Origin of the sequence: Halomonas sp. GXIMD04776 (assembly GCF_049808615.1) — a bacterium.
Lineage (GTDB): Bacteria > Pseudomonadota > Gammaproteobacteria > Pseudomonadales > Halomonadaceae > Modicisalibacter.
Genome location: NZ_JBNCAN010000005.1, coordinates 167,532 through 192,822, shown reverse-complemented (window position 1 = coordinate 192,822; position 25,291 = coordinate 167,532). Strand labels below are relative to the sequence as shown.

General features: G+C 58.4%; 26 protein-coding genes and 1 tRNA gene. 15 read left to right on the top strand and 12 right to left on the bottom strand.

Features of this window, described 5'->3' with window-relative positions; all coding sequences use genetic code 11:
• Nucleotides 1-245 precede the first annotated feature (245 nt).
• The 3 genes from ACPF7Z_RS05210 to ACPF7Z_RS05200 are packed head-to-tail and all read left to right on the top strand — an operon-like array spanning nt 246 to nt 3,375.
• Nucleotides 246-455, top strand: coding sequence for a DUF1656 domain-containing protein (locus ACPF7Z_RS05210; protein ID WP_425192120.1), 210 nt, complete (start codon nt 246-248; stop codon nt 453-455).
• Between the two features lie 9 nt (nt 456-464).
• On the top strand, nt 465-1,334 hold the full coding sequence (locus ACPF7Z_RS05205) for an efflux RND transporter periplasmic adaptor subunit (RefSeq protein WP_425192119.1): 870 nt from the start codon (nt 465-467) through the stop codon (nt 1,332-1,334).
• 10 nt (nt 1,335-1,344) lie between these two features.
• Nucleotides 1,345-3,375: an FUSC family protein gene (locus ACPF7Z_RS05200; protein WP_425192118.1), complete on the top strand. Its 2,031-nt coding sequence runs from the start codon at nt 1,345-1,347 to the stop codon at nt 3,373-3,375.
• Nucleotides 3,376-3,458: 83 nt separating this feature from the next.
• Here ACPF7Z_RS05200 and ACPF7Z_RS05195 read toward each other — a convergent pair whose 3' ends face one another.
• Both ACPF7Z_RS05195 and ACPF7Z_RS05190 read right to left on the bottom strand, forming a co-directional pair.
• Nucleotides 3,459-4,148 (bottom strand): glutathione binding-like protein, encoded by a 690-nt coding sequence (locus ACPF7Z_RS05195; protein WP_425192117.1) that lies wholly within the window; start codon nt 4,146-4,148, stop codon nt 3,459-3,461.
• Between the two features lie 78 nt (nt 4,149-4,226).
• Nucleotides 4,227-4,946: a glutathione S-transferase N-terminal domain-containing protein gene (locus ACPF7Z_RS05190; protein ID WP_425192116.1), complete on the bottom strand. Its 720-nt coding sequence runs from the start codon at nt 4,944-4,946 to the stop codon at nt 4,227-4,229.
• 344 nt (nt 4,947-5,290) lie between these two features.
• Here ACPF7Z_RS05190 and ACPF7Z_RS05185 point away from each other — a divergent pair, with 344 nt between their 5' ends.
• Nucleotides 5,291-6,991 (top strand): L-lactate permease, encoded by a 1,701-nt coding sequence (locus tag ACPF7Z_RS05185; protein ID WP_425192115.1) that lies wholly within the window; start codon nt 5,291-5,293, stop codon nt 6,989-6,991.
• A 43-nt stretch (nt 6,992-7,034) separates the two neighbouring features.
• On the opposite strand, the gene ACPF7Z_RS05180 is transcribed toward ACPF7Z_RS05185, so the two are convergent.
• Nucleotides 7,035-8,009 (bottom strand): bile acid:sodium symporter family protein, encoded by a 975-nt coding sequence (locus ACPF7Z_RS05180; protein WP_425192114.1) that lies wholly within the window; start codon nt 8,007-8,009, stop codon nt 7,035-7,037.
• A 231-nt stretch (nt 8,010-8,240) separates the two neighbouring features.
• Here ACPF7Z_RS05180 and glcD point away from each other — a divergent pair, with 231 nt between their 5' ends.
• The 4 genes from glcD to ACPF7Z_RS05160 are packed head-to-tail and all read left to right on the top strand — an operon-like array spanning nt 8,241 to nt 12,542.
• Nucleotides 8,241-9,740 carry a glycolate oxidase subunit GlcD gene (gene glcD / locus ACPF7Z_RS05175; RefSeq protein ID WP_425192113.1) on the top strand — a complete coding sequence of 500 codons (1,500 nt, stop codon included), beginning with the start codon at nt 8,241-8,243 and terminating at the stop codon, nt 9,738-9,740.
• A 9-nt stretch (nt 9,741-9,749) separates the two neighbouring features.
• Entirely contained in the window at nt 9,750-10,856 is a 1,107-nt protein-coding gene (gene glcE / locus ACPF7Z_RS05170) for a glycolate oxidase subunit GlcE (protein ID WP_425192112.1), read from the top strand.
• 2 nt (nt 10,857-10,858) lie between these two features.
• Complete coding sequence (glcF, locus tag ACPF7Z_RS05165) at nt 10,859-12,097, top strand: glycolate oxidase subunit GlcF (RefSeq protein ID WP_425192111.1); 1,239 nt, start codon at nt 10,859-10,861, stop codon at nt 12,095-12,097.
• Nucleotides 12,098-12,134: 37 nt separating this feature from the next.
• The gene (locus tag ACPF7Z_RS05160; RefSeq protein ID WP_425192110.1) at nt 12,135-12,542 is read left to right on the top strand and encodes a GlcG/HbpS family heme-binding protein; all 408 of its coding nucleotides are present in this window, start codon (nt 12,135-12,137) and stop codon (nt 12,540-12,542) included.
• Nucleotides 12,543-12,621: 79 nt separating this feature from the next.
• Here ACPF7Z_RS05160 and ACPF7Z_RS05155 read toward each other — a convergent pair whose 3' ends face one another.
• Both ACPF7Z_RS05155 and ACPF7Z_RS05150 read right to left on the bottom strand, forming a co-directional pair.
• Nucleotides 12,622-12,780 (bottom strand): YqaE/Pmp3 family membrane protein, encoded by a 159-nt coding sequence (locus ACPF7Z_RS05155; RefSeq protein WP_425192109.1) that lies wholly within the window; start codon nt 12,778-12,780, stop codon nt 12,622-12,624.
• Nucleotides 12,781-12,855: 75 nt separating this feature from the next.
• Complete coding sequence (locus tag ACPF7Z_RS05150; protein ID WP_425192108.1) at nt 12,856-13,098, bottom strand: hypothetical protein; 243 nt, start codon at nt 13,096-13,098, stop codon at nt 12,856-12,858.
• A gap of 329 nt (nt 13,099-13,427) precedes the next feature.
• On the opposite strand from ACPF7Z_RS05150, the gene ACPF7Z_RS05145 reads away from it, so the two are divergent.
• Nucleotides 13,428-13,838, top strand: a complete 411-nt coding sequence (locus tag ACPF7Z_RS05145; protein WP_425192107.1) for a CBS domain-containing protein — start codon at nt 13,428-13,430, stop codon at nt 13,836-13,838.
• A 261-nt stretch (nt 13,839-14,099) separates the two neighbouring features.
• Nucleotides 14,100-14,175, top strand: a tRNA-Gly gene (locus tag ACPF7Z_RS05140).
• 27 nt (nt 14,176-14,202) lie between these two features.
• Here the strand turns inward: ACPF7Z_RS05140 and ACPF7Z_RS05135 are convergent.
• Nucleotides 14,203-14,409: a hypothetical protein gene (locus ACPF7Z_RS05135; RefSeq protein ID WP_425192106.1), complete on the bottom strand. Its 207-nt coding sequence runs from the start codon at nt 14,407-14,409 to the stop codon at nt 14,203-14,205.
• Nucleotides 14,410-14,601: 192 nt separating this feature from the next.
• Here ACPF7Z_RS05135 and ACPF7Z_RS05130 point away from each other — a divergent pair, with 192 nt between their 5' ends.
• The 4 genes from ACPF7Z_RS05130 to putP all read left to right on the top strand — a co-directional run bounded on the left by ACPF7Z_RS05130 (nt 14,602) and on the right by putP (nt 20,787).
• Nucleotides 14,602-14,973 (top strand): hypothetical protein, encoded by a 372-nt coding sequence (locus ACPF7Z_RS05130; protein ID WP_425192105.1) that lies wholly within the window; start codon nt 14,602-14,604, stop codon nt 14,971-14,973.
• 48 nt (nt 14,974-15,021) lie between these two features.
• Nucleotides 15,022-15,807, top strand: a complete 786-nt coding sequence (locus tag ACPF7Z_RS05125) for a helix-turn-helix domain-containing protein (protein ID WP_425192104.1) — start codon at nt 15,022-15,024, stop codon at nt 15,805-15,807.
• Nucleotides 15,808-16,042: 235 nt separating this feature from the next.
• Nucleotides 16,043-19,234, top strand: a complete 3,192-nt coding sequence (putA, locus tag ACPF7Z_RS05120) for a bifunctional proline dehydrogenase/L-glutamate gamma-semialdehyde dehydrogenase PutA (protein WP_425192103.1) — start codon at nt 16,043-16,045, stop codon at nt 19,232-19,234.
• Nucleotides 19,235-19,308: 74 nt separating this feature from the next.
• Nucleotides 19,309-20,787, top strand: coding sequence for a sodium/proline symporter PutP (gene putP / locus ACPF7Z_RS05115; protein WP_425192102.1), 1,479 nt, complete (start codon nt 19,309-19,311; stop codon nt 20,785-20,787).
• 63 nt (nt 20,788-20,850) lie between these two features.
• On the opposite strand, the gene ACPF7Z_RS05110 is transcribed toward putP, so the two are convergent.
• Nucleotides 20,851-21,141 carry a hypothetical protein gene (locus ACPF7Z_RS05110; RefSeq protein ID WP_425192101.1) on the bottom strand — a complete coding sequence of 97 codons (291 nt, stop codon included), beginning with the start codon at nt 21,139-21,141 and terminating at the stop codon, nt 20,851-20,853.
• Nucleotides 21,142-21,393: 252 nt separating this feature from the next.
• On the opposite strand from ACPF7Z_RS05110, the gene ACPF7Z_RS05105 reads away from it, so the two are divergent.
• A complete protein-coding gene (locus tag ACPF7Z_RS05105; RefSeq protein WP_425192100.1) occupies nt 21,394-21,969 on the top strand; it encodes an OmpW/AlkL family protein in 576 nt (191 codons plus the stop codon).
• Here ACPF7Z_RS05105 and ACPF7Z_RS05100 read toward each other — a convergent pair.
• The 5 genes from ACPF7Z_RS05100 to ACPF7Z_RS05080 all read right to left on the bottom strand — a co-directional run bounded on the left by ACPF7Z_RS05100 (nt 21,959) and on the right by ACPF7Z_RS05080 (nt 25,229).
• Nucleotides 21,959-22,585, bottom strand: a complete 627-nt coding sequence (locus ACPF7Z_RS05100) for a gamma-glutamylcyclotransferase family protein (protein ID WP_425192099.1) — start codon at nt 22,583-22,585, stop codon at nt 21,959-21,961. The two genes, ACPF7Z_RS05105 and ACPF7Z_RS05100, sit on opposite strands and share 11 nt — an antisense overlap.
• The gene (locus tag ACPF7Z_RS05095) at nt 22,586-22,912 is read right to left on the bottom strand and encodes a YqcC family protein (protein WP_425192098.1); all 327 of its coding nucleotides are present in this window, start codon (nt 22,910-22,912) and stop codon (nt 22,586-22,588) included.
• A gap of 82 nt (nt 22,913-22,994) precedes the next feature.
• Nucleotides 22,995-23,744 carry an amino acid ABC transporter ATP-binding protein gene (locus ACPF7Z_RS05090; protein ID WP_425192097.1) on the bottom strand — a complete coding sequence of 250 codons (750 nt, stop codon included), beginning with the start codon at nt 23,742-23,744 and terminating at the stop codon, nt 22,995-22,997.
• Nucleotides 23,741-24,415: an amino acid ABC transporter permease gene (locus ACPF7Z_RS05085; RefSeq protein ID WP_425192096.1), complete on the bottom strand. Its 675-nt coding sequence runs from the start codon at nt 24,413-24,415 to the stop codon at nt 23,741-23,743. Before ACPF7Z_RS05085 ends, ACPF7Z_RS05090 begins: the two co-directional genes overlap by 4 nt.
• 52 nt (nt 24,416-24,467) lie before the next feature.
• Nucleotides 24,468-25,229: an amino acid ABC transporter substrate-binding protein gene (locus ACPF7Z_RS05080; RefSeq protein ID WP_425192095.1), complete on the bottom strand. Its 762-nt coding sequence runs from the start codon at nt 25,227-25,229 to the stop codon at nt 24,468-24,470.
• Nucleotides 25,230-25,291: the final 62 nt, after the last annotated feature.

Genomic DNA, 25,291 nt, shown 5'->3' with positions numbered 1-25,291 from the left:
TCCATTAAGTGGCTTATGGAAAGGGCCTCGCCCTTTGCTGCTGTGCACAATAGCAAAGACATTGTTGCAGTGCAACAACGAATTCACGTTTTTTTAGAATCGCCCCTTTTCTTGTGATGACTCTCGCCTCATCACCAGTCCGAAGCGCGTAGAATAGGCAATTATTGCCGGATGCATTCGAAGCCAACCTGCTGGGACGTCAAGGCTTTACGAGCTATGTCATACTATCGATCTAGGGAAACACCATGGGACTGAGAGAAATAGCGCTGGGAGGAATCTATTTCAGCCCACTGCTCCTTTACGCCCTTCTTGGCGCCTGCTCGGCGGCGATAGTGCGTAGCCTTCTGCATCGCTGGCTTGGCCAGCACGTCCTATGGTTCGAGGCCTGGTTCGATCTCGCTTTGTTCGTGATTGCCGTGGCTGCTATCGCTTTTTTGTTTTCCATCATCGGGTAACCCTATTACATGCGCACCTCATTACGCCTCTTGATTACTCTGGTGGTGGTCGCACTCGCTGTCGCCGCAGGTATCTGGCTATGGCATTACTATCTTTACACTCCCTGGACTCGCGATGGACGCGTGGGAGCCGATGTTGTCACCATTTCCCCAGACGTCAGCGGTTGGGTCGAGTCGCTGGCCGTCGAGGATGCCGAACGAGTCGAACATGGACAGGTGTTGTTCAAGCTGGACACGGCGCGCTATCAGGCGGCGGTCGAGAAGGCTGAAGCCGAGGTTGCCAATCGCCAGGCCAAGCTCGAACTCAGACGCCATGAAGAAAGCCGCCGTAACCGATTGAGCAACCGGGCCATCAGCACCGAAGAGCGAGAAGTGGCACGTATTGATACGCGTTTGGCAGAGGCCGAGCTGGCCAAGGCCAGGGCGCAGTTGCAGGAGGCACGTCTGGATATGGAGCGCACCACCGCCACTGCACCGGCGGCGGGCCACATCCTCAACCTGCAACTCGCTCAAGGCGATTATGTTTCCCGCGGCGATCGCGTCATGGCGCTAGTCAAGACCGATTCGTTCTATGTCATCGGGTATTTCGAAGAAACCAAGATGACGCGAATCGACCTGGGCGACCCTGCGCGGGTCTTGCTGATGAATGGCGATACTGAGTTGACAGGTCATGTATCGGGCATCGCTCGCGGCATCGCCGATGACAATCAACGACTCGACGCACAGTTACTGCCTCAGGTCGAACCAACCTTCAACTGGGTTCGTCTGGCTCAACGCATTCCGGTACGCATCACGCTGGACGATATTCCTGACGACTTGTTGCTGAGTGCGGGCATGAGCGCCTCGATACGTATCCTCGATGATGCGCCACAGGAGTAGAGCGTTCTCCATGCCGCCATTCCTGCAGGCCTTTCTGACCCCTTCCTCCACGGCAGTGAAATTCGCACTCAAGGGTGTGATCGCCATGTTCCTGGCGCTCTACATCGCACTCTGGGCAGATCTCGAGCGTCCTTACTGGGCGATGATATCCGCGGCTTTTCTACAAATACGCCCCATGAGCGGCATGGTGATCGAAAAGGGGCTATGTCAATTGGGCGGCACCATTACCGGCGCCGGCGTCGGCATCCTCATCATGGCCTTGTTCGCCCAGGCACGTGTGCCGGCATTGATAATGCTGACGGCCTGGATCGCGCTATGCATCTATAGTGCCTCGCTGACGCGCAACAACTTTGCCTACGGTTTCGTCATGGGGGCGGTCACGGCGATGCTGGTCGTGATCATTTCCCATAGCGGCACATCGAGTGTTTTCGAGGTCGCCGTCGCGCGTATTTCAGAGATAGGGCTAGGGGCGTTATGTGCCACTCTGATCAGTGCTTTGTTGTGGCCAACCCGGGTGCGTCATCACTTGGCCAAGCAAGCCGATGATACCCTCGAGCAGGCATTCATCTATTCGGCACGGCGACTCGAAGGCGATAACAGTAAAGAGCTGCAGCAAATTCTGGTCGCAAGCCTTGAGCCGCTGATGACGCTGGAAACGGATAGTCAAGCCGCCCGCTATGAAGATCCGGCCGGGCCGGGGCGCGTGCGCGGTGCGCATCTACTGACACGACGTACCATGCGATTACTGGCGACCACGGAAGCGCTCGATCAATTGCTGCGCGAACAGCACTCTCGACTCGATGCCAACGTCCGGCGCCTAGCCGGGGATACGGCGGCATGTTTCCGTCGGGCCTTGGAAGCACGCGATTCGGCTTCTGCCCGGGAACTTCTCCAGCATCAACGACACATCACCTACGAGCTCGAAACCCCGGAGCTTTCTACCCTATCGCTTCGCGTATTGCTGGGCCTGCGCGAGATACTCGGACATGCCACGATCATGCTCGAAGCACGCGCCACTATCGACCACCCCGAAGCCCATTATCTGCGCAGCCCTTCGCTATCCTGGCATCGCGATCATCTGGTGGCCAGTCTGAATGGCCTGCGGGCCGGTCTGGTATTCGGTGTCATCTCGATATTTTGGCTCGTCACTGCTTGGACGAACGGGACCACTGCCTTGCTGCTGGCGACACTTTTTTCGGGTATTTTTGCCAGTTATCCCAATCCCGCCCGCATGGGCACCACGTTTCTCAAAGGTATGCTGGCGGCCCTCCCCAGCGCCTTTTTATTCGGTCATGTGCTGCTGTCCCAGGTCGACGGCTTCGTCATGCTGGCCATGCTGATGGGGGCTCCACTGTTCCTCGGTCTACTCGGTGCAGGCCATCCGGCGACCATCGGCTACAGCCTGCCCTTCACCGTCGCCAATATCCTGCTGACCATGCCTGGCAACGATATGGACTTCGCCATCGATAACTTTCTCAATCGAGGGCTGGCCGTGGCGATCGGCGTGAGCGCCATGGTCATGGGCTTTCGCCTCGTCCCTGCCCTGGGCTCGGGGATAATACGGCGCCGACTGATCGCCGCCACCACCCGTGATCTGGATCGAGTGGCGCGCCGGCCTCCGCAGCAGACGGATCTCTGGTTCAGCGACCGCATGGCCGATCGCTTGTTGAAGCTGGCACGTCACGACGAGATGCTGCACGAGGATCAGCGTCACTTGCTCGCTCTGGGGCTCGCCGGACTGGACATGGGCCGCGCTTGTCTACGTCTGCGCCAGCGCCTGGACGACGTCGACGATGCCAGGGTGCAAGCGGCTTATCGCCACTTGCTCGACTCCCTCGCCGATGGCTATGCCGAGAGCGCTCAGGGGCGAGTTCCCGACGCCTTTATCGACGCTGCACGGACACTGCGCACGCACGTAGCTCAGTGCACCACTATATCTTCCAAACGTCGTCCCCTGGTGGACGGCCTGATCGAGCGCATGGCCTTGGCCTTCGAACGTCAGGCACGACAGACGAAGAAGGCATTGAGCCAGACGGCCTGACACAATGATGCCCGGTCTTTCGGAGATCACCTCAGGAACCGGGCGTCATACTTAGTACCACTTACATGTTGACTGCAGTGGTATCACTTCTGCCCGAATAGATGCTTACGGGCCTCTTCGTCCATCTCCACGCCATCCTTCGGATTAATCTTCTCGGCCTGCGCGTAGGCACGTTCAACCGCGGGGCGAGCAGCGATCGCACGCATCCAGCGCAGCACGTTGGGAAAATCCTCGATGTCCTGCCCCTGGTTCTCGTAGGGTTTGACCCACGGATAGATCGCCATGTCGGCAACGGTATATTCATGACCGGCCACGAACTCGTTATCGTCGAGCTGCTTGTCGAGTACCCCGTAAAGTCGTGACGTTTCCTTGATGTATCGCTCGATGGCATAGTCGATCTTCTGAGGCGCATAGTTGCGAAAATGATGATTCTGACCCGCCATGGGGCCGAGCCCCCCCATTTGCCAGTACAGCCACTGTAGCGCCATATAGCGTTCGCGCCCGGCGCGGGGCAGGAATCTGCCGCTCTTGTCCGCGAGATATTCAAGAATCGCACCGGATTCGAATAGCGCCAGGGGTTGACCGCCATCCGCGGGGTGCCGGTCGACAATGGCAGGAATACGGTTGTTAGGCGCAATGGCCAGGAACTCTGGCGAGAACTGCTCACCCTTGCCGATGTTGACCGGATGAATCTCGTAATCGAGACTCGCCTCTTCCAGAAAGATGGATATCTTGTGTCCGTTCGGTGTCGTCCAATAATAAAGATCGATCATGCTGGAACCTCCTGTCACCGTTGATAACCGATACATCCCTGCTCACCTGTTCGAGCGCGGGCTATCACTGCGCGCCTGTCATGCCTCATCAGCGCGATAAGCACCTGGAACATCGACACTGCGCAACGCATTGCGTCCCACCCCGCCATGCACGTCGAGCATTCGCTCTACCCAGGCATAGACCGGATCGGCGTTGGATATGAGGTCGGCACTCGAGACATTGCGTGCCCACATGAAGTGGCCAAAGACCATATAATCCGCCCCGGCCGGAACGTCACCGTCCAGAAAATCGGCTTCCTCAAGACGCCCGCGCAAAGGCTCAAGCGCCTGATCGAGCATGCTCAGCCCCTTGCTGGGCGCATGGACCTCCTCCAGGGTGCGGCCTAGTGCCTTTTCCCGGGTCTGACGAAAATAATCGCGATCCTTGGGATGCACAGAATTGAACAAGTCCATGACGACAGTTTTGAGGATACCCGGCGCCAGGGAACGCTCACTATAGAACTTGAAGAATCGAGCGCGAGCCTCGGCTTCGCCCTCTCCGAGCAGCGGCTTGTCTGGATAGCTACGATCGAGATAGCGAAAGATGTCATAGCTATCCACCACGGTCGTCTCATCATCGACCAGTACCGGCACCTTGCCCTGCCCCGAAAACTCGATTGCCTCTTTTTCGGTGAAATGCCAGGGCCGAGATTCGTAGCTCAGGCCCTTATGTGCCAAGGCGTATTTCACGCGCCAACAATAGGGCGAGAAGCGCAATGCCTCATCGATACCGCACAGATCGTAAAGTAAGCGTGTCATGGGGACTCCTCGCAGACATGGATGTATCTGACGCTAACACTCCATCAGCATTGGCGCCAATCCTCTAGCGAAGGCGCCACTTCACTTATCTATTAGTCTAATGAATTGACCAACATAGGCTCACCACATTCGATAAAAATGTTTTTAAGCCACGTTTTATTCAATACGAATCAATGACATAAGATCAAAAAGGACTGCAGATCAACATTGGTATTACCAATTTCCCAGGGTTGGTAAAAAGCACTTTCACAGATTATCGTGCAGCCACGCATTCCTGGATGCGACAGTCACCGAAATGGATCAGTCCGGCATGACGTCCGGACAATAACAAGAGAGGCTGCCTCATGAATCAAACGCTGCTTGCCCTGCTGGCCTTCCTGCCCTTGCTATTGGCGGGGGTCCTGCTGATCGGCTTTCGTATGGCAGCAAAAACCGCCATGCCAATCGTCTTTATAGTCACCGCCTTGATTGCCCTGCTCGCCTGGGACATGACCTTCACCCGGGTGGTGGCGTCAACATTGCAAGGGCTAATGCTGACCGTGGCGATCCTGTGGATCATCTTCGGCGCCATTCTGCTGCTCAACACGCTCAAGCACTCCGGTGGTATCGCCGCCATCCGCAACGGCTTTTCGGGTGTCAGCCCGGATCGTCGCGTGCAGGCGATCATCGTCGCCTGGTTGTTTGGCTGCTTCATCGAAGGGGCTTCGGGCTTCGGCACGCCAGCAGCGGTTGCCGCGCCGCTGATGGTGGCTCTCGGCTTTCCGGCCCTGGCCGCCGTGGTGGTGGGCATGATGATCCAGTCGACCCCGGTCTCCTTCGGCGCGGTGGGCACCCCGATCGTGGTCGGGGTCACAGGGGGGCTTGATAAAGCCGGCATCACGGAGCGATTGGTTGACAATGGCAGCAACTGGGAAGCTTATTTCCGTTTGATCACCTCCGAGGTGGCGATCACCCACGCCATCGTCGGCTTGCTCATGCCGCTGATCATGGTGATCATCATGGTGCGCTTTTTCGGTGCCAACCGCTCCTGGAAGGAAGGACTGGATATCGCGCCTTTCGCCCTCTTCGCAGGGGTCTGTTTCGTGGTGCCCTACGCCTTGGCCGGTGTGTTGCTGGGACCGGAGTTTCCCTCGATGATTGGCGCCATGGTGGGTCTGGCCATCGTCGTGCCTGCGGCAAGAAGAGGCTTCCTGCTGCCCAAGACGACCTGGGATTTCCCGGAATCCACCTCCTGGCCGGACGAGTGGATCGGTAGTCTCGACATCAAGGTCGATCAGATCGCCGGACGCACACCGATCTCCACCTTCATGGGCTGGGTGCCCTATGTGCTGCTGGCCATCCTGCTGGTCATCTCACGTACCGTCGAGCCGGTCACCAACGCCCTGAAATCGCTGGCCCTGAGCTGGAGCAATATCCTGGGCGAAACCGGTGTCAGCGGCAGCATCGAGCCGCTTTACCTTCCGGGCGGCATTCTCGTGATCGTGGTGCTGATCACCGCACTCCTGCATCGCATGCGCGGCGGCCAGCTCGGTGCGGCCTTGCATGAGTCGACCAAGACAATTCTCGGGGCCGGTTTCGTGCTGATCTTCACTATTCCAATGGTACGCATCCTGATCAACTCCGGTGTCAACCAGGCGGATCTGGTGTCCATGCCGGTTGCCATGGCACAGGCCGTCGCCGATGGCGTGGGCGGTATCTATCCGCTCTTCGCCCCCGCCGTGGGTGCACTGGGTGCCTTCATCGCCGGCTCCAACACCGTCTCCAACCTGATGCTGTCGGATTTTCAGTTCAACGTCGCCGAGCAGCTAGGGCTCTCCACGGCCATGATGGTCGCCCTGCAGGCCGTCGGTGCCGCCGCCGGCAACATGATTGCCATTCACAACGTGGTAGCCGCCTCGGCAACGGTGGGCCTGCTTGGCCGTGAGGGTACGACCCTGCGCAAGACCATTCTGCCGACCATCTACTACGCACTCTTCGCCGGCATCATCGGTCTGATCGCCTTCTACGGCATCGGGATTGCCGATGGGCTGCTGAACGGCAGCTAGGTCCATGCTTGTCCGGATCCGTGCGAACAGTACCGCCTCGGCATCACCGAGGCGGTTTTTCCTTGACCGCATAGCGCCGCGCCAGCACCGCACATACGAACAGCTGGATCTGGTGAAAGAGCATCAACGGCAGGATGACGCTGCCCACCTGATGGGACGAGAACAGCACATTGGCCATGGGCACACCGCTGCTCAGGCTCTTCTTGGAGCCGCAGAACACGATGGTGATCTCATCTTCCCGCGCGAACCCCAGCCAGCGACTCGCCAGGGTGGTAATCACCAGCACCGCGGCAAGCAGCACGCAATCCACCACGACCATCATCGCAAGCGATGCTCCAGAGAGCTGTTCCCACAGCCCCGCGACCATCGCTTCGCTGAAGGCCAGATAGACCACCATCAGAATCGCGCCACGATCGACCAGCCCGAGCAAACGCCCGTGACGCGCCATCCACTCACCGATCCAGCGCTGCAGCGCCTGCCCCAACAGGAACGGTGCCAGCAGCTGCAGGAGGATCGCGCCCAGGGCATCCAAGGAGACGCCGCCGGCCTGGGCGCTCATCAAGAGCCCCACCAACAGCGGCGTGATGAACATGCCGAGAATGTTCGATGCGGACGCGGAACAGATCGCTGCCGGCACATTGCCTCCGGCGATGGAGGTAAAGGCGATGGAGGACTGAATGGTCGAAGGCAGCACGCACAGGAAGAGGATGCCCATGGCCAAGGTTGGCGGCAGCAGCGCCGGGGCCATCAAGCCGATGATCAGTCCTAGAATCGGAAACAGCACGAAGGTGCTGGCAAAGACCATCAAGTGGAGCCGCCAATGGGTCATGCCCTTGATGACCGTGCGGGGTGACAGCCTGGCGCCATGCAGAAAAAACAATAGCGCGATGGCCAGCTTGGTGGCCAGGGAGAACACCTCGCTGGCCATACCATGCACTGGCAATACGGAAGCGACGATGACCGCCCCGATCAGCATCAGCAGGTATTTATCGATATTCAGACGTCGAAGCAGCTTCACGGAGAGCCTACATGTCGCAAATGACAATGCGCCATCATACTAGGACCAAACGCCTGGGGTTACTCTCTTTCGAGGTCCAGGCCATTACCCACGACATAACCTTTTGCTCTATATTGGAAACGATTTCCAAAAATTAGACCAATTACTGGTCTGACCACTGTACCAAAGGCTGGACAGTCCCAATGGTAACGCTCACAGTGGTGCCCAGGACATAAAATGGGAAGTGTGATCATGAACATTCTCTACGACGAACGACTGGATGGCGTGCTACCCGCGTCGGACAAGGCAAACGCACTTCAGCGATTGCAACAAGCCTTGCCCGACATGACCTTATTGCATCGAGAAGAAGACCTGCGCCCTTTTGAATGTGACGGGCTTTCCGCGTATCGCGTGCTGCCGATGCTGGTCGCCATGCCCCATACCCTGGAACAGATCGAAACGCTGATGCGTACCTGTTTCGAACTGGAGGTACCGGTGGTCACCCGGGGTGCCGGCACCGGTCTTTCCGGAGGCGCCCTGCCTCTGGAAAAAGGGGTGCTGCTGGTCATGTCGCGTTTTTCACGAATTCTCGAGGTCGACCCGGACGCGCGCATCGCTCGCGTCCAGCCCGGGGTTCGCAACCTGGCCATTTCCGAGGCGGCGGCTCCCTATGGGCTCTACTATGCGCCGGACCCTTCATCCCAGATTGCCTGTTCGATCGGCGGTAACGTCGCCGAGAACGCCGGTGGCGTGCACTGCCTGAAGTACGGTTTGACGGTACACAACGTACTCAGGGTCGAGGTCGTCACCATCGAAGGCGAGCGCATGATTCTGGGCTCGGAGGCCTTCGATGCCCCGGGATTCGATCTACTCGCCCTGTTCAATGGCTCCGAAGGCATGCTCGGCGTGATCACGGAGATCACCGTGAAGCTGCTGCCCAAACCCGAAAGCGCCAAGGTGCTGATGGCCAGCTTCGACGACGTCGAAAAAGCCGGCAAGGCAGTCGGTGACATCATCGCCGCCGGCATCATCCCCGGGGGCCTGGAGATGATGGACAAGCTGGCGATTCAGGCGGCAGAGGACTTCATCAAGGCAGGCTATCCGGTAGACGCCGAGGCGATACTGCTGTGCGAGTTGGACGGGGTAGAAGCAGATGTCGACGACGACTGCGCCACGGTCCGCAGGGTACTCGAACAGGCCGGCGCCGGCGATATACAGCAGGCCCGAGACGAGGCCGAACGTGCCCTGTTCTGGGCCGGGCGCAAGAACGCCTTCCCCGCGGTCGGGCGCATGTCACCGGACTACTACTGCATGGACGGCACCATCCCTCGCCGCGAACTGCCCAGGGTTCTCAAGGGTATCGCCGACCTGTCGGAAGAATATGGCCTGCGGGTCGCCAATGTCTTTCATGCCGGCGACGGCAACACCCACCCGCTGATCATGTTCGATGCCAACCAGCCCGGCGAGCTGGAAAAGGCCGAGACCATCGGCGGCAAGATACTCGAGCTGTGCGTCGAGGTGGGCGGTAGCATCACCGGTGAACATGGCGTGGGGCGCGAAAAGATCAACCAGATGTGCACCCAGTTCCAGCCCGATGAGATCACCACCTTTCACGCCGTGAAGGCGGCCTTCGACAGTTCAGGTTTGCTCAATCCGGGCAAGAACATACCGACGTTGCATCGCTGTGCCGAATTCGGCGCCATGCACGTGCATAACGGGGAGTTGCCGCATCCCGAGTTGCCACGCTTCTGAGGACGAACCATGCAGCACGAACAAGATAGGCACCCAGCTCTTGCGGAGAGTCAACAGGGCCCTGGCCAGGATAACACCGAGGTACTCTGTGAGCGTGTGCGCCAGGCCAATGCCGACAAGACGCCACTGAGGATAGAGGGTGGCGGCACCAAGGACTTTTATGGTCGACGGATCGAGGGTGACGCATTGTCCCTGACCGAGCATCGCGGCATTACCCATTACGATCCGGTGGAACTGGTGGTTTCGGTGCGCGCCGGCACCCCGCTTGCGGAACTCGAGGCAGCATTGGATGCGGAACACCAGCAACTGAGTTGTGAACCGCCCCACTTCGGCCCTACCGCCACCGTCGGCGGCATGATCGCCAGCGGTCTTTCCGGCCCTCGTCGTCCCTGGGCTGGCGCAGTGCGCGATTTCGTGCTCGGCACCCGGCTCATCACTTATGAAGGCAAGCATCTACGCTTCGGCGGCGAGGTGATGAAGAATGTGGCCGGTTACGATCTCTCGCGTCTGATGGTCGGCGCCCAGGGCACCCTTGGCGTCATCACCGAGGTCTCGCTCAAGGTATTGCCCAAACCGAACGCCATTCACAGCCTGCGTCTCGAATTGCCCCTGGATGACGCCTTGCAACGACTCGCGCAATGGGGCCGTCAGCCACTGCCGATCACCGCCGCAGCCTACCATGATGATGCGCTGCATCTGCGTCTGGAAGGTGGCGCGAGTTCGGTGGCCGCTACCAGAGAACAGTTGGGTGGGGACGATCTCGTCAGCAGCTTCTGGCAAGACTTGCGCGAACAGCGCCTGGTTTTTTTCGACAAGAAGGATTCGCGTCCGCTGTGGCGTCTATCGCTGCCCAACAACACCCCGCCGCTGGCGCTGGACGGTGACGTGCTTTACGACTGGGCCGGGGCCCAGCGCTGGCTTCGCAGCGACGATGAGGCAGACGTACTGCGCGAGACCGTCACTCAGGCCGGGGGGCATGCCACCTGTTTCACTGCCGGCCACGCTGAACCGTTTACCCCGCTCTCCAAGGTCGTTGCCACCTATCACCGACGACTCAAGACCCAGCTCGATCCCAACGGCATCTTCAATCCTGGCCGGCTTTACCCGGAGTTTTAAGCATGCAGACCCACTTCACCGAAGCAGACCTGCAAAAACCGCATATCCGCGAGGCCGATCGCGTGCTGCGCACCTGCGTGCACTGTGGCTTCTGCAATGCCACCTGTCCCACCTATCAGTTGCTGGGAGATGAACGTGACGGCCCCCGTGGGCGCATCTACCTGATGAAGGAGCTGCTGGAAAGCCGCGACGATGACGATCAAGTAACCAAGGAAACCCAGCTTCATCTGGATCGCTGCCTGACCTGCCGCAACTGTGAAACCACCTGCCCTTCCGGGGTCGAGTATCACAAGCTGCTCGATATCGGCCGCGCCGAGGTTGACCGCCGTGTGGGCCGTACACCCAAGGAACGCGCCTTGCATTTTGGTCTGCGTCACGCCCTGGTCGAGCCCAAACGCTTTGCGGCGCTGCTCAAGATGGGGCAGATCTTCCGCCCGCTGGTGCCCGGCACGCTGCGCGACAAGATGCCGGCCAAGCCGGCGGCCCCCGGCAAGCGGCCAGACGGCAAGCAACATGCGCGGCAAATGCTGATTCTCGAAGGCTGCGTACAACCCGGGCTCTCTCCCAATACCAATGCGGCCACCGCCCGCGTGCTCGATCGGCTCGGCATCGGCCTGACCCCGGCACCGGACGCCGGCTGCTGTGGCGCCATCGATTATCATTTGAATGCCCAGCAGGCCGGCCTGCAGCGCATGCGCAATAACATCGACGCCTGGTGGCCCCATGTCGAGGCCGGCTGCGAGGCCATAGTGCAGACGGCCAGCGGCTGCGGCGCATTCGTGAAAGAATATGGTGAAATGCTCGAGGGCGATACCGACTACGAGGAGAAAGCCAAGCGCATCAGTGCCCTGGCCAAGGATTTGGTCGAGATCCTGCGCGACGAGGATCTCGAGGCATTGAAGATCAAGGAGTCACGCAAGCTGGCCTTTCACTGCCCTTGCACCCTGCAGCACGCACAACGACTGGGTGGCGTGGCCGAGGGCATACTCACCCGCCTCGGCTTCAACCTGACCCCGGTGCGCGATGCTCATCTGTGCTGTGGTTCCGCGGGCACCTACTCGGTCACCCAGCCGGAGCTGGCGAAACAGCTGCGCGACAACAAGCTCGACGCACTGGAAGCCGGCAACCCGGAAACGATCGTGACCGCCAACATAGGCTGCCAGACCCACCTCGATGGTGCCGGTCGTACCCGGGTCAGGCACTGGATAGAGATCGTCGACGATGCGCTCGCATCAGCATGAATGTCGACAGAATATTTCAATAAAAAGGAGTAACAACATGCAACAGAAACCCGCACTGACCTTGGACGATGCCAATGCCATTCTCGATGCCGCTCAGCAGGAAGCCGAGGCCAATGGCTGGGCGATCACGGTCGCCGTGGTGGACGATGGCGGTCATCTGTTGGGCCTACGCCGTCTCGACGGCTGCTCGCCCATTTCCAGCTACATCGCTAACGAGAAAGCACGTGCCGCCGCGCTGGGAAGACGTGAATCCCAGGCGTACGAAGAGATGATCAACAATGGGCGTACTGCCTTTCTTTCGGCGCCTGTATTACAGGGCATGATGACCGGCGGCGTACCGGTGCTGGTGGACGGCCAGGTGGCGGGTGCCGCGGGTGTCTCCGGCGTCAAACCCGAGCAGGATGCCCAGGTGGCCAAGGCGGGTATCCAGGCAATCAGCAGCTAGAGCCTGCTCAAGCCTTTGAAAACGAACAACGGAAGATCCCAATGGGTCTTCCGTTGCCGTTGTTACGCCAAGCTTGCGACTAGCGCCGAGCGATGATCCAGATGGCATGCACGATACCGGGAATGTAGCCGAGAATCGTCAGAAGAATATTGATCCAGAAATGCAGTCCAAGACCCACCTGGAGAAACACGCCTACCGGGGGCAGCAAAATTGCCAGAATGATACGAATGATGTCCATGCAAAACCTCCTTGTTGTCAATTACTTGCCACGGTGGCCGACAATAATTGAATCCTCATGATACGTCAGTCACCGCTAATCGTCATTCTTGTCACGCGACGAGCGCGCATTGATCTTTTGAGTGATGCGTTCGGAATTCTCCGCCAATTGATCATGGTAACGCTCCCAATCCTCCCAATCGAACGGCGTGCCGCTGCGCGGTGGATGACTGCCCGCCTCCCGGGCTCGCGACCAGGCCATTTCTTCCAGGCTTTGCGGCTTATCTTCTTCCCTGTCCAGATCGATTCCCTTTTTCGCCATGTAATCGCGTGCGTTCATTATCGATCTCCTGCAAATGAAACGAAACTCGTGCCCTGAAGCATCATGAACAACATCGGCAACTCGCCGAGTCAACTCCCCACGATGGTGGCGCGGCTGGCAAGATTCAGTGATAGCCGTTAGCGTTTGGATGAGCTTACTGCAGGAAGGTTCAGAGACGGGACCTCAGAGCACCATCCTGGGATTGGGCTATGCTGGGTTGGAGAAACACCACAATGGCTGTGGTTGCATGGCGATAGATGGCGCATTGAATAACGAGTCGCATCATCATCGAACCGGGTTTGCCTATAGCGGATGGCTTGCGAAACACTGACAGAAGGGAATGCATTATGAACAAGAAAGCCCCCACCACCGTCGGCGAAATCATGTCTCGGGATTGCTTCCGGGTATCCGCATCGACCTCCGTGGCCACCCTGGTAGCCGGCCTTGCGCTACACCGCCTGCCCGGTGCTCCGGTGGTCGATGATCACGATCACCTGATCGGCTTCATTTCGGAACAGGACGTCATGGGTAAACTGCTCGACAGCGCCTATCACGGCGGTCAGCCTGCGCTGGTACGCGAGTTGATGCGCGACGAGGTACTCACGGTTACCCCCGACAAGGGCATCGTCGATCTGGCTCAGGAGATGCTGGGCAACAAGCCCAAGATCTATCCCGTGGTGGATGAGCAGCGCCTGATGGGCATCGTCACGCGGCGTGATATCCTGAGCGCGATCGCCTCGATGCGCGGCAACCTGTGAGCCGGCGCAGCATTTATAGCCTGCACGGTACTCGTAGGCGGCACTCGTAAAAAGCCGCCGCGTCGGTGACGCGGCGGCGAAGGATCGAATGCAGTAAGTAAAGACGCAATATTCAGTCTTGAAGGAACGTTGCGCTATCCCTGTGACCACAGGATGCAAAAAATTCTCCCGAGCGATGAAAATTTCCTGCAACCGTGCCAAATGCGGATGAGACGCTGTGCTTGCAGGGGTACGCTGTGATTCACTATCATGCGCGTCAAGGCGGGTATAGCTCAGTTGGTAGAGCATCAGCTTCCCAAGCTGAGGGTCGCGAGTTCGAATCTCGTTGCCCGCTCCACAATCGACAATAGTGCCGGGACCAACGTCACTCCGTACCGGGGTCCGCGTCTTCGCCATCTTTCCAGATGGCTTCATTGGAGCTTTTCATGCTCTCCACCTCGTACTGAGCATCTTCATAATTGTCGAATACCCCCAACGATGTGCCGGTGTCGCTGTCATACACTTCATAGCGAATCGATGATTCGTCGTCGCCTTCTTTCAGTTCACGAATTTCAATAGCTTCGTTAAGCATGGACGCTCCTTGTTGCAATGGACGATACAATGAGTTGCTCTCGACTCATGTCCCATAAAGCAGACAATAAGTGAGGCAGCCGTGGATCTTTTTTCGACAATGGTACAGCGATAGGGAGAAAGCAATGCAGATTCGGGTAAATGACGGCTTACATGATTCACCCAGCCGCCTGAGCAGGCCGGACTGACCGCCATGCTTGTCTATCTCGTTGCCTTCGTCGTGTGTCTGCTGGTGGTCGGTGGCAGCATGGCGCTATTGATCAGCATGAGCACGCCACGCTATCGTACAGAGCCAGAGCATTTGCTGCAGCTTTTCGAACGCGTATTGAACCATCAAGCCTCGGAAACCGAATGGAATGCCTTGGTGGGCTATCCTATCCGTCACGACGATTCTCTCGAGGCGGTTCGCCGCAACGCCCAGGATATCATGGATGATCACGGCCGCCCCTGGCAGGCTGCCCAGGGCGGATGCCTATTATCGCGTCGCGGTCGTTGCGAATTGACCACGCTACGCGATGACCTGGCTTCTCGCATGCTTGTCGAACAAGGCAAGCGATCGTTTTAGTCATCCTGCCATTGGCTCACATTGGCGATCGAAGCTACGAGGCCACCCATGACCAGCGCCTTTCGTCTAACCCCCCTCGATAATGCCACCAAGCATCACGCCCATGATTATCATCAGATCGTGATCGGCCTCGAGGGCCATGCCGAATTCGAGATCGAAGGCCTGGGCGGCCATGTCGCGCCCTTGAGCGGCTGTATCGTCCCTGCGGATCATATTCACTATTACAGTGGCATCGGCAACAACCGCCAACTGATTCTCGATCTCCCGGATGATGCCCCGGCGCTGTGTGGCTCTTATCGCGAACAGGTACGCCTGTTCGATGCGCCGCGCTTTTTCACCCTCGACGAGTCACTACGTTCTTATCTCAATTTTCTCGTGCTGGAACTAGGCCAGCCACGCCATGCCCCAGGCGAGCTGCTGGCGACTGCCTTCCTCGGCTGTCTCCATGCACGACTCTCAATGCACTTACCCCCGGCCAGCTCACCACGACTCGATCTAGCCATCATCGATCGCTATATTCAATCACATCTGGCGCAGCGGCTCAGCGTTGCCGAGCTGGCGCGTCTCGCCTGTCTCAGCGAAGCACATTTCAGCGACTGCTTTCGCCGCCAGACAGGGCTTTCTCCTTACAAATACGTATTGCGCGAGCGCCTCTCGACAGCGCGGGAGCTGCTGAGCACCTCCTGCCTACCCTTGAGTGAAGTCGCGGCGCGTACCGGCTTTGCCAATCAAAGTGCCTTGTCCCATGCCATCCGTCGCGCATTTGATCAGACACCCAATCAATTGCGTCAGACGGCAAGAATTCAGACCGCCGGTTTAAACGCGCTTGCATAGCAATTATTAGACCAACGTATAAGATCTTTCCCCACTGGCTCATAATTTCCTCGATTTATGCAAACGCAGCCAAGGAATTGGCAAGACGGGTGGCTATCGTCCACTCTAGATTCAACACTCCGCGCAACCTTCGCGCACCCGGGCGTCATTGCTCACTGCGTTGACATACGCCAGCCGGCATCTTTCACCCCTATGCCAGAAGCTCGGGTCGGGCACTACGATGAGAGGTCATTTCATGCTTACCGCCAAGACCATGCTGGATACCGCCACCTGGCAACGCGACCTGGACACCCTGCTCAGCTCTGTCAGCGACCACTACATCGTCGACGAGGAACACTTCGTCGCTGAATTCGTCGATCTTCTCCAGGCCGATGACGAGGACTTCAAGCGTATCGCCGGCAAGACTGCCGAACTGGTGCGGGAAGTCCGCAACATGGACACGGCGGTGGACTCCATCGATGAACTGCTGCAGCAGTACAGTCTCGATACCCACGAGGGCCTGATGCTGATGTGCCTGGCGGAAGCCATGCTGCGCATCCCCGACAAGGCCACCGCCGACGCCCTGATCGATGATCGTCTGGGGCCCGCAGACTGGAAATCCCACCTGGGCCAGAGTGATTCCTGGTTCGTCAACGCCTCGACCTGGGGACTTTTGATGACCGGTCGCGTGCTGCAGATGGACAAACCCAAGGAGGGCAAGCCCGCCAACTTCATCAACCGCATGACCAATCGCCTGGGTGAGCCGGTGATCCGCCGTGCCATGTACCAGGCGATGAAGATCATGGGCCGCCAGTTCGTGCTGGGGCGCACCATCGACGAGGCTCTAAAGAACTCCAAGACGCTCTTCGACAAGGGCTATACCTATTCCTACGACATGCTCGGTGAAGCGGCACGCACCCGAGAAGACGCCCGACGCTACTTCGACGACTACGCCCACGCCATCAAGCAGGTCGGCGCCACCAGCCAGAAGCTCGACGAGCGCACCCCTGAACCGTCGATCTCGATCAAGCTGTCGGCACTGCACCCCCGCTATGAGTTCGGTCGGCGCGAGCAGGTGCTGGAAGAACTGGTCGGCACGGTCAAGGAACTCGTGGTCATGGCCCGGGAGCGTCAGGTAGAACTCACCATCGACGCGGAAGAAGTGGATCGTCTCGAGCTATCCCTCGAGGTCTTTCGCGCCGTCTACGAGAGCGAGGCCTGCAAGGGATGGGGGCATTTCGGCATCGTCGTCCAGGCCTACGCCAAGCGCGCCCTGCCGGTGCTGCACTATATCAACCGTCTGGCCGATATTCAGGGCGACGTGATCCCCATGCGCCTGGTAAAAGGCGCCTACTGGGATACCGAGGTCAAGGAAACCCAGATGGTCGGGGTCGACGGTTATCCGGTATTCACCCGCAAGGCCAATACCGATGTGGCCTATCTGGGCTGCGTGCATTTCCTGCTCTCGGAGAACACCCGCGGACGCATCTTCCCCCAGTTCGCGACCCATAACGCTCATACCATCAGCACGATCCTCGAACTCGCCACCGAGTCCACCCGGCCTTTCGAGTTTCAGCGCCTGCACGGCATGGGCGAGGCGCTCTACGACGCAGCCCTCAAACGCGCGCCCGAAGGTACCTATTGCCGCATCTATGCGCCGGTGGGTGCCCACAAGGATCTACTGCCTTACCTGGTGCGTCGCCTGCTGGAAAACGGCGCCAACTCCTCCTTCGTGCATCAGCTGGTCGATCCCAAGGTGCCGGTGGAGTCGCTGTGCGTGCATCCCGTCGAAACGCTCAAGCAGTACGACACCTATGCCAATCCGAAGATCCCCCTGCCGCCGGATCTCTATGGCTCCAAGCGGCGTAATTCCCGGGGCGTCAATCTGAACATCTGGAGTCAGTACCAGCCACTGATGGATGCCATGGCCGAGTTCATGGACAAGGAGTATCACGCCAAGCCGCTGCTCGGCGTCGAGGTGGCCGATGATGCAGAACAACGTCGTGAGGTCAAGAGCCCGTTTGATACGACGCGACGAGTCGGCAGCGTGCAATGGACCACCGAGGAACAGGCGCAAAAAGCCGTGGACGTGGCCTGGGGCGCCTTTCCTCGCTGGCGCGACACGCCGGTGAATGAACGCGCCGAAATTCTCGAGCGCTTCGCCGACTCTCTGGAAGCCCATACCGCCGAACTGATGACGCTGTGCTCTCGGGAAGGCGGTAAGCTCTTGACCGACGGTATCGATGAGATTCGCGAGGCGGTGGATTTCTGCCGCTACTATGCCACTCGCGCTCGGGAGCTGTTCGGCGAGACGACGGTGCTCCCCGGCCCCACCGGCGAGGTCAACGAGTTGATGATGAGCGGTAAAGGGGTGTTCGCCTGCATCAGCCCCTGGAACTTTCCGGTGGCGATCTTCTGCGGACAGATGGTTGCCGCGGCGGTCTCGGGTAATAGCGTATTGGCTAAACCTGCGGAACAGACCTCCTTGATCGCCCATCGCGTGGTCGAGTTGCTGCACGAGGCCGGCATGCCCCGGGATGTGGTTCAGCTACTGCCCGGAGATGGCCCCACGGTGGGCAGCGTGCTCTCTTCCGATCCGCGCATTACCGGTGTCGCCTTTACCGGCTCCACGGCGACCGCGAACCTCATCAACCGCGCCCTGGCCGCTCGCGAAAACGCTCCGCTGCCGGCGCTGATTGCCGAAACCGGTGGGCTCAACGCCATGATCGTCGACTCCACCGCCCTGCCGGAACAGGTGGTCGTCGATGTCATCCGCTCCTCGTTTCAGAGTGCCGGTCAGCGCTGTTCGGCACTGCGCCTTCTTTACTTGCAGGAAGACGTAGCGGATCGGGTCATCGAGATTCTCCGGGGGGCCATGCAGGAACTGAGTATCGGCGACCCGCGTCATCTTGGTACCGACGTTGGGCCGGTGATTGATGAGGAAGCACGCCAAGGACTGCAAGCCTATATCGACAAGCTCAAGGGTGAGGATCGCCTGCTGGCGGAAACACCGCTGACTGGCGAACACATCGCTCAAGGCAGGTTTGTTGCACCCACGGCCTTCAAGGTGTCGGGCATCGAGGAGATGGAAAGCGAGCAATTTGGTCCGATATTGCACATTGCCCGCTACAAGTCCGCCGATATCGACAAGGTCATCGAGTCCATCAACGCCAAGGGCTATGGTCTTACGTTTGGCGTTCATAGCCGCAACGATTCCTTCGCCAGGACGGTCGGTGACAAGGTTCGTGCGGGCAATGTGTATATCAATCGTAATATCATTGGTGCAGTGGTCGGCGTGCAACCTTTTGGTGGTCAAGGATTCTCCGGCACCGGCCCCAAGGCTGGCGGCCCCCACTACCTGCTGAGCTTTGCCACGGAGAAGACCCGTACCAACAACACGGCCGCCTTGGGAGGAAACGCCTCGCTACTCGCCTTGGGTGATGAGTGAGGATGCTGAATGAGGGCGCGTAATGCCCCTGATGCGAATGCGACAATGAATAATAATCGGATAGGAAAAACCCCATGATTGACAACAGTATCACCATCGGTATTACCTTCGCCCTGTACCTGCTGCTAATGCTCGGCATTGGTCTGGTCGCCTGGAAACGCACCAATGACCTCTCGGACTATATTCTCGGGGGTCGCTCATTGGGGCCCTGGACGGCGGCCATTTCCGCCGGGGCATCGGACATGTCGGGCTGGCTGCTGCTCGGCTTGCCCGGCGCCGCTTATATCAGCGGTCTATCGGCGAGCTGGATCGCCATTGGGCTGTTAGCGGGCACTTGGCTCAATTGGCTGATCGTTGCTCGGCGCCTGCGCATCTACAGCTTCGTGGCCAGCGACTCGCTGACCTTGCCCGAGTTCTTTGCGCAGCGCTTTCGCGACAACTCCCATCTGCTACGCGTCATTTCGGCGATTTTCATTCTGCTGTTCTTTCTGTTCTATACCAGCTCGGGACTGGTCGCCGGGGGCAAGCTATTCGAGACGGTATTCGATCTGGACTACACCCTGGCGGTCACTGTGGGTACGATCGCCATCGTCTCCTACACCTTCTTCGGGGGCTTTCTGGCCGTCTCCTGGACTGACCTCATTCAGGGACTAATGATGGTGGCGGCCTTGGTGGTCGTGCCGGTGATTGCACTGGTCGACATGGGCGGCTTCGGCGAGGCGGCCAGCCGCATCACCGCGGACAGCCCTCAGCTATTGTCCTGGTTCAAGGATGCCTCGACCGGAGAAACGCTGTCGGTGATCGGCATCGTCAGCTCGCTGGCCTGGGGCCTTGGCTATTTCGGCCAGCCGCACATCCTGGCGCGTTTCGCCGCCATTCGCAGCGAGAACGACATCCCCACCTCACGCCGCATTGCCGTGACCTGGTCCGCCATCGGTCTGACGTGCGCCGTTGGTGTGGGCTTGCTGGGACTGGCCTATGTACCCAGGGATCTCAATGACAGCGAGACCGTCTTCATGGTCATGGTCAACGTTATCTTCCATCCTGCAGTCGCGGGGATATTGTTGGCCGCTATCCTTGCAGCAGTCATGTCCACCGTCGATTCGCAGCTGCTGGTGTCTTCCTCGGCGCTGACCGATGACTTCTACAAGGCGATCTTCCGCAAGGATGCCTCTTCCAAGGAACTGGTATGGGTGGGGCGTCTGGCGGTCGTGGGCATTGCCATCATCGCCTATCTGCTGGCGCTCAATCCCGATTCCACGGTACTCGGGCTGGTGTCCTACGCCTGGGCCGGCTTCGGTGCCGCCTTCGGCCCAGCCTTGATCATGGCGCTGTTCTGGCGGCGCATGAATCGCTGGGGGGCACTCTCCGGCGTCATCGTCGGCGGTGTGACCGTGGTGCTGTGGAGCATGGTCTCCGGCGGGATCTTCGACCTGTATGAGATCGTACCCGGAGTGATCTTTGCTTATATCGCCATCGTCGTCGTCAGCCTGGTGACGGAAGAACCCAGCGCCGATGTCATCGCCGAGTTCGATAGCGTCAGATCCACCTGATGCAGAAAATCACCAATGTGAAAGCCGGGCCACGATCGTGGCCCGTTTTTTAACAGCTTTGTATCAGCTTCTTAATAATACAATTAGATAAAACAGCATCAGCAATGCCCAGCACCGTGGAGCGCCAAGCAGGTGCTGCATCCAGCCCCGCCGAATCAACCCCATGCCATGAAAGAAGCCCGCACCGACCGCCCAGAGGCCTAATGACCATACCGGAAGGCGCCAACCCAAGGGCAAGCCACTGATGATCGAGGGATTGATCAGTAGCCATAACGCCATGAATGACGATGCAAACAACGACAAAAATCTACCCTGCCAGCCATAGCGACCGGACCTACGTTTCGCCTGGAGCATTGAAGCGTCTCCTTTCGCCACAATATTCAGTTATTTGTGGACTAGTGAACGCCAAAGGCCTGATTCCAAGCAATCAGGAAAAAGTGCTAATAGGGCCAATGAATTTACTTTTTATAGCCGATAACAAAAATCTACAAGACAATGCGAACAGTGTTTCCTATACTGTTCGTCAGTACAGAAACAGTGTTTTCTTTTAATTGGAGCACTACTGCTTCGTCTCGAGGCGTAGAAGACGAGTTCAAGGAGAATTCCATGTTCAAGACCAAACTACTTTCTTCGGCCATCATCGCCGCCGCCCTTTTTGGTGCTTCCCAGGCGGCCATGGCTTATGAAGCGGGTGACATTCTGGTCCGTGCCGGTGTTGTCAAAGCGGATCCGGAAGGCGACGATGGTGACGACATCAGCAACGAAAGAGCCTTCACGGGTAATGTTGGCGTCATGGTTCATGACAAGCTCGCTGTAACCTTGGGCGGTAGCGAAGAATTCGAGCATGACATCGTGGGTAGCGACATTGGTTTTGAACGTCAGCCCTTCGATCTAATGGCTCAGTTCTACCCCATGGGCGGGCTGGACTCTCGTGTACAGCCTTACGTAGGGGTGGGCGCCAACTACACGCGTTTCTCCAATGAAAGCGCGGGGCTCAGCCTCGACAACACCTGGGCACCCAAGGGTGAACTGGGTGTGGATCTGGTCATCACCGACTATCTATCGCTTAACGGTTTTGCGTCCTATACCGATCTTGATGTCGACTATGACCTTGGCAATACCAGCGGCGAATTCGATGTCGATCCGGTCACCATCGGTGGTGGCGTAACGTTCAACTTCTAACACCTGCTTCTTGGTTCTTGAGCGTCGGGCCTCGTGCCCGGCGTTTTTTTATGCTGTGACCAAACAATAAGTTGCCGAACGGAATGAAGGACAGGGCATTTAGGCAGCGATTTCTTAGCGTGGTGTATGGCGAGACAGCCCTAGCATCGTCAAGGTGGTATCGCACAACCCTTCGACGGCATCGACGCGCGACAATTTCGCATGGTAATTCCGGCGATAGAAACATTTCTCCCGCCAGCAGGTGCTCCAGGTACTCCCGAGCCGGCCTGAGCGACGCTCGAGTACGTTCGGGACGCGCGATATAAACCCAGGCTTCTATACCACCTTCCGCCGTCATGATGGTATGCCGTTCCCGCAGGTAATCATGGGGAACACCTTCAAAGGGGTCCATCAGCTCGATCTGCCCAGGTTTGGTGAGCTCGAACAGGGCGCCCTCCACCGTCTGGTCGGGTTTAGGCGCCACATTGGCATGAGCGATTCCCGGGATTCGCGATGCCTTGTCGAAGCGTAGTTCAAAACCGTGCAGGGTCCCCGCTAGCGCGCGACGCGTCGAACCGATGCATGCCGCCACCCGTTCGACGTTCATGTTACTGCCGTAGGCGAAGTAATAGAACATTCAGGCCTCCGTCACGATACGGTCAATATCGGCAACCGCTTTCACGACCAGCGCCCGGGTGCTGGGCTTCGATTGCTGCAGGTAGACTTCGACGGCCGGCGCTACCTGACAGCTGACGGGCAGAGCAGCCTTGGCATCCACCAATGTCTGCAGCCGGGGAATGAAGACATAGCGCAGCCACTGGGGAAGCTCCATGGTGTCGACACAGAACGGCTCCTGGCTGTTGAAGGCCATCGCCTCCGGTTGGGGCGTTCTCCATAGGTCGACGCTGCTCAGCGTTGCCTCCAGGCGCGTAAGCGCATGCTCGAGTTCGGTATGCGGCGTCATATCGACTCCGGATCAAGAAAAGTGTGCAACGATTATCCCCTGACCGAACAGGGCTGGCCAGCCACCCTGCCTTCATGAATTCTCAAAGAGGCTTCTGAGTCGCCAGCACCTTGCGCAAAAAGCTCTTGGTACGTTCATCCTGGGGTGCCGAGAAGAGCTGCGATGGCGGGCCTTGTTCGACGATATGGCCATCGCTCATGAAGATGACCCGATCGGCCACATCCTGAGCGAAGCTCATTTCGTGGGTCACCACCAGCATGGTTTGCCGCTCCCTGGCGAGTCGTTTCATCACGCCCAGGACTTCTTCCACCCATTCGGGATCCAGGGATGACGTCGGTTCGTCGAACAGGATCACCTCCGCCTGAGCCGCCATCGCTCGAGCGATCCCTACCCGCTGCTGTTGCCCGCCGGAAAGTGAGGCCGGATAGGCATTCGCCTTGTCACCCAGCCCGACGCGCTCGAGAAGCTCCCGCGCCCGTTCCTGGGCCCGGGCCTTCTTCCAGCCATTGACCACGATCAACCCTTCGGCCACATTCTCGAGAGCGCTCTTGTTGGCAAACAGCGCATAGTTCTGGAATACGAAGGCGGTGCGTCGGCGCAGTGCAAGAATATCCTTCTTGGTGGCCCGGGCGACATCCACCTCCAGGTCGCCGATCTGGATTCGTCCGGCATTCGGCTGCTCCAGGAAATTCACGCAGCGCAGCAGTGTCGACTTGCCGGTGCCGGAAGGTCCAATCACGACGATGATTTCGCCCTGTTCGATGGTCAGATCGATACCGTCGAGAATCGTCTCACCGCCGAAACGCTTGATGAGTCCTTGAATCTGGATCATCGCTGATATGCCCTGTTGAGTCGTGTCTCGAGGCGCCGTTGCAGCCAGGCCAGCAATTCGACGATTCCCCAATAGATCAGCGCCACGCTGATAAAGGCCTCGAAATAGAGAAAACTGCCCGCGGCCTCTTTTTGCGTGGCTCCCATCAACTCGGTAACACCCAAAGTGAATGCCAGAGAAGTGGCCTTGATCATGTCGATGAAGTAATTCATCAGCGTCGGCACCGCCACTCGAGTTGCCTGAGGCAGCACGACGCGCCGCATCGTCTGCCCCCGAGTCATGCCGATCGACAGCGCCGCATCGGTCTGACTACGATCGACGCCGACAATGGCCGCCCGGATCGACTCCGCCATGTAAGCCGAAAAATGCAGTGTCAAGCCCATGATGGTGGCCGTAATACCATTGATCTGAGTCAGCACGCTCAGCAACTGTGGCAGACCGTAGTAGAACAGGAACAGCTGCACCAGCAACGGCGTGCCGCGAAAAAACGAGATGAACAGCAGCGTGATAGCATTGAGCCCAGGAATCGCCAGCACCCTCACCACCGCCATCAGGCATGCAAGGATCAATGCCAGCACCATACCCGCGGCGGCCATTTCCAGGGTCAGCGGTAGATAGCTGAGCAGAATCGGCATCAGGCCCAGCATGTAGTCAACGTCAAGCGCATTCATCTAGTGGTAATTCCTTGGCTCTCTGCGGGATCTCACGGCTGTTCATGAAGGCTCACGGCTGAGTGATATCGCTGCCGAACCACTCCTGTGAGATGTCGCTCAGAGCGCCCTCTTCCTGAAGCTCGGTCAATGCCTGGTTGACTCGATCACGCAGCTTGCGGCCTTCTTCATCGTCCCGGAATGGCAGGGCGTTACGGATCTCAGAAAAGGGTTTGCCAGCCAACGCAAGCGGCAGCGGCTTTTCCTTGATCACCTGGCTGGCACTGACCCGGTCCATGACAAAGGCGTCCACTCTACCCAGGGCGGTGTCCTGCTCGATGTTGCTTTCGTAGGTGCGAATATCGATCTCATCGGAATAGGGCAATTCCCGTAGCAGCTGCTCGTAATTCGAGCCAAGATTGACCGCTACGGTCTTGCCACGCAGATCCTCGACCCCATCGATACTTTCGTTGCCGCGCTTGACCACCACCTGAGCACCGTCGTAGACGTAGGGTTGGGTAAAAACGTATTTCTGCTGACGCTCGTCGGTGATGGTGATCTGATTGGCAATCGTATCGATGCGCCCGGATTCGAGCATGCCGAACAGCCCAGAAAAATTCGCGGTGACATAGTCGACATCGATACCCAAGCGCTTGGCCACTGCATCCATGACATCCACCTCGAAGCCCTTTAGCTTGTCCTGCTCAACGAAGGTGAAGGGGAAATACTTGCCGGACATGCCGACCTTGAGTGTCTCGTCACCGGTTTGAGCAAAGGCTTGCCCTGACAGACCAACCGAGGCAGACAGCAATGCACTCACAAGAAGATGTTTCATGAACTTCTCCATTTCACATATAAAGAATAAGGAAGCTAATCGAGTATTCCTTTTGGTTACAT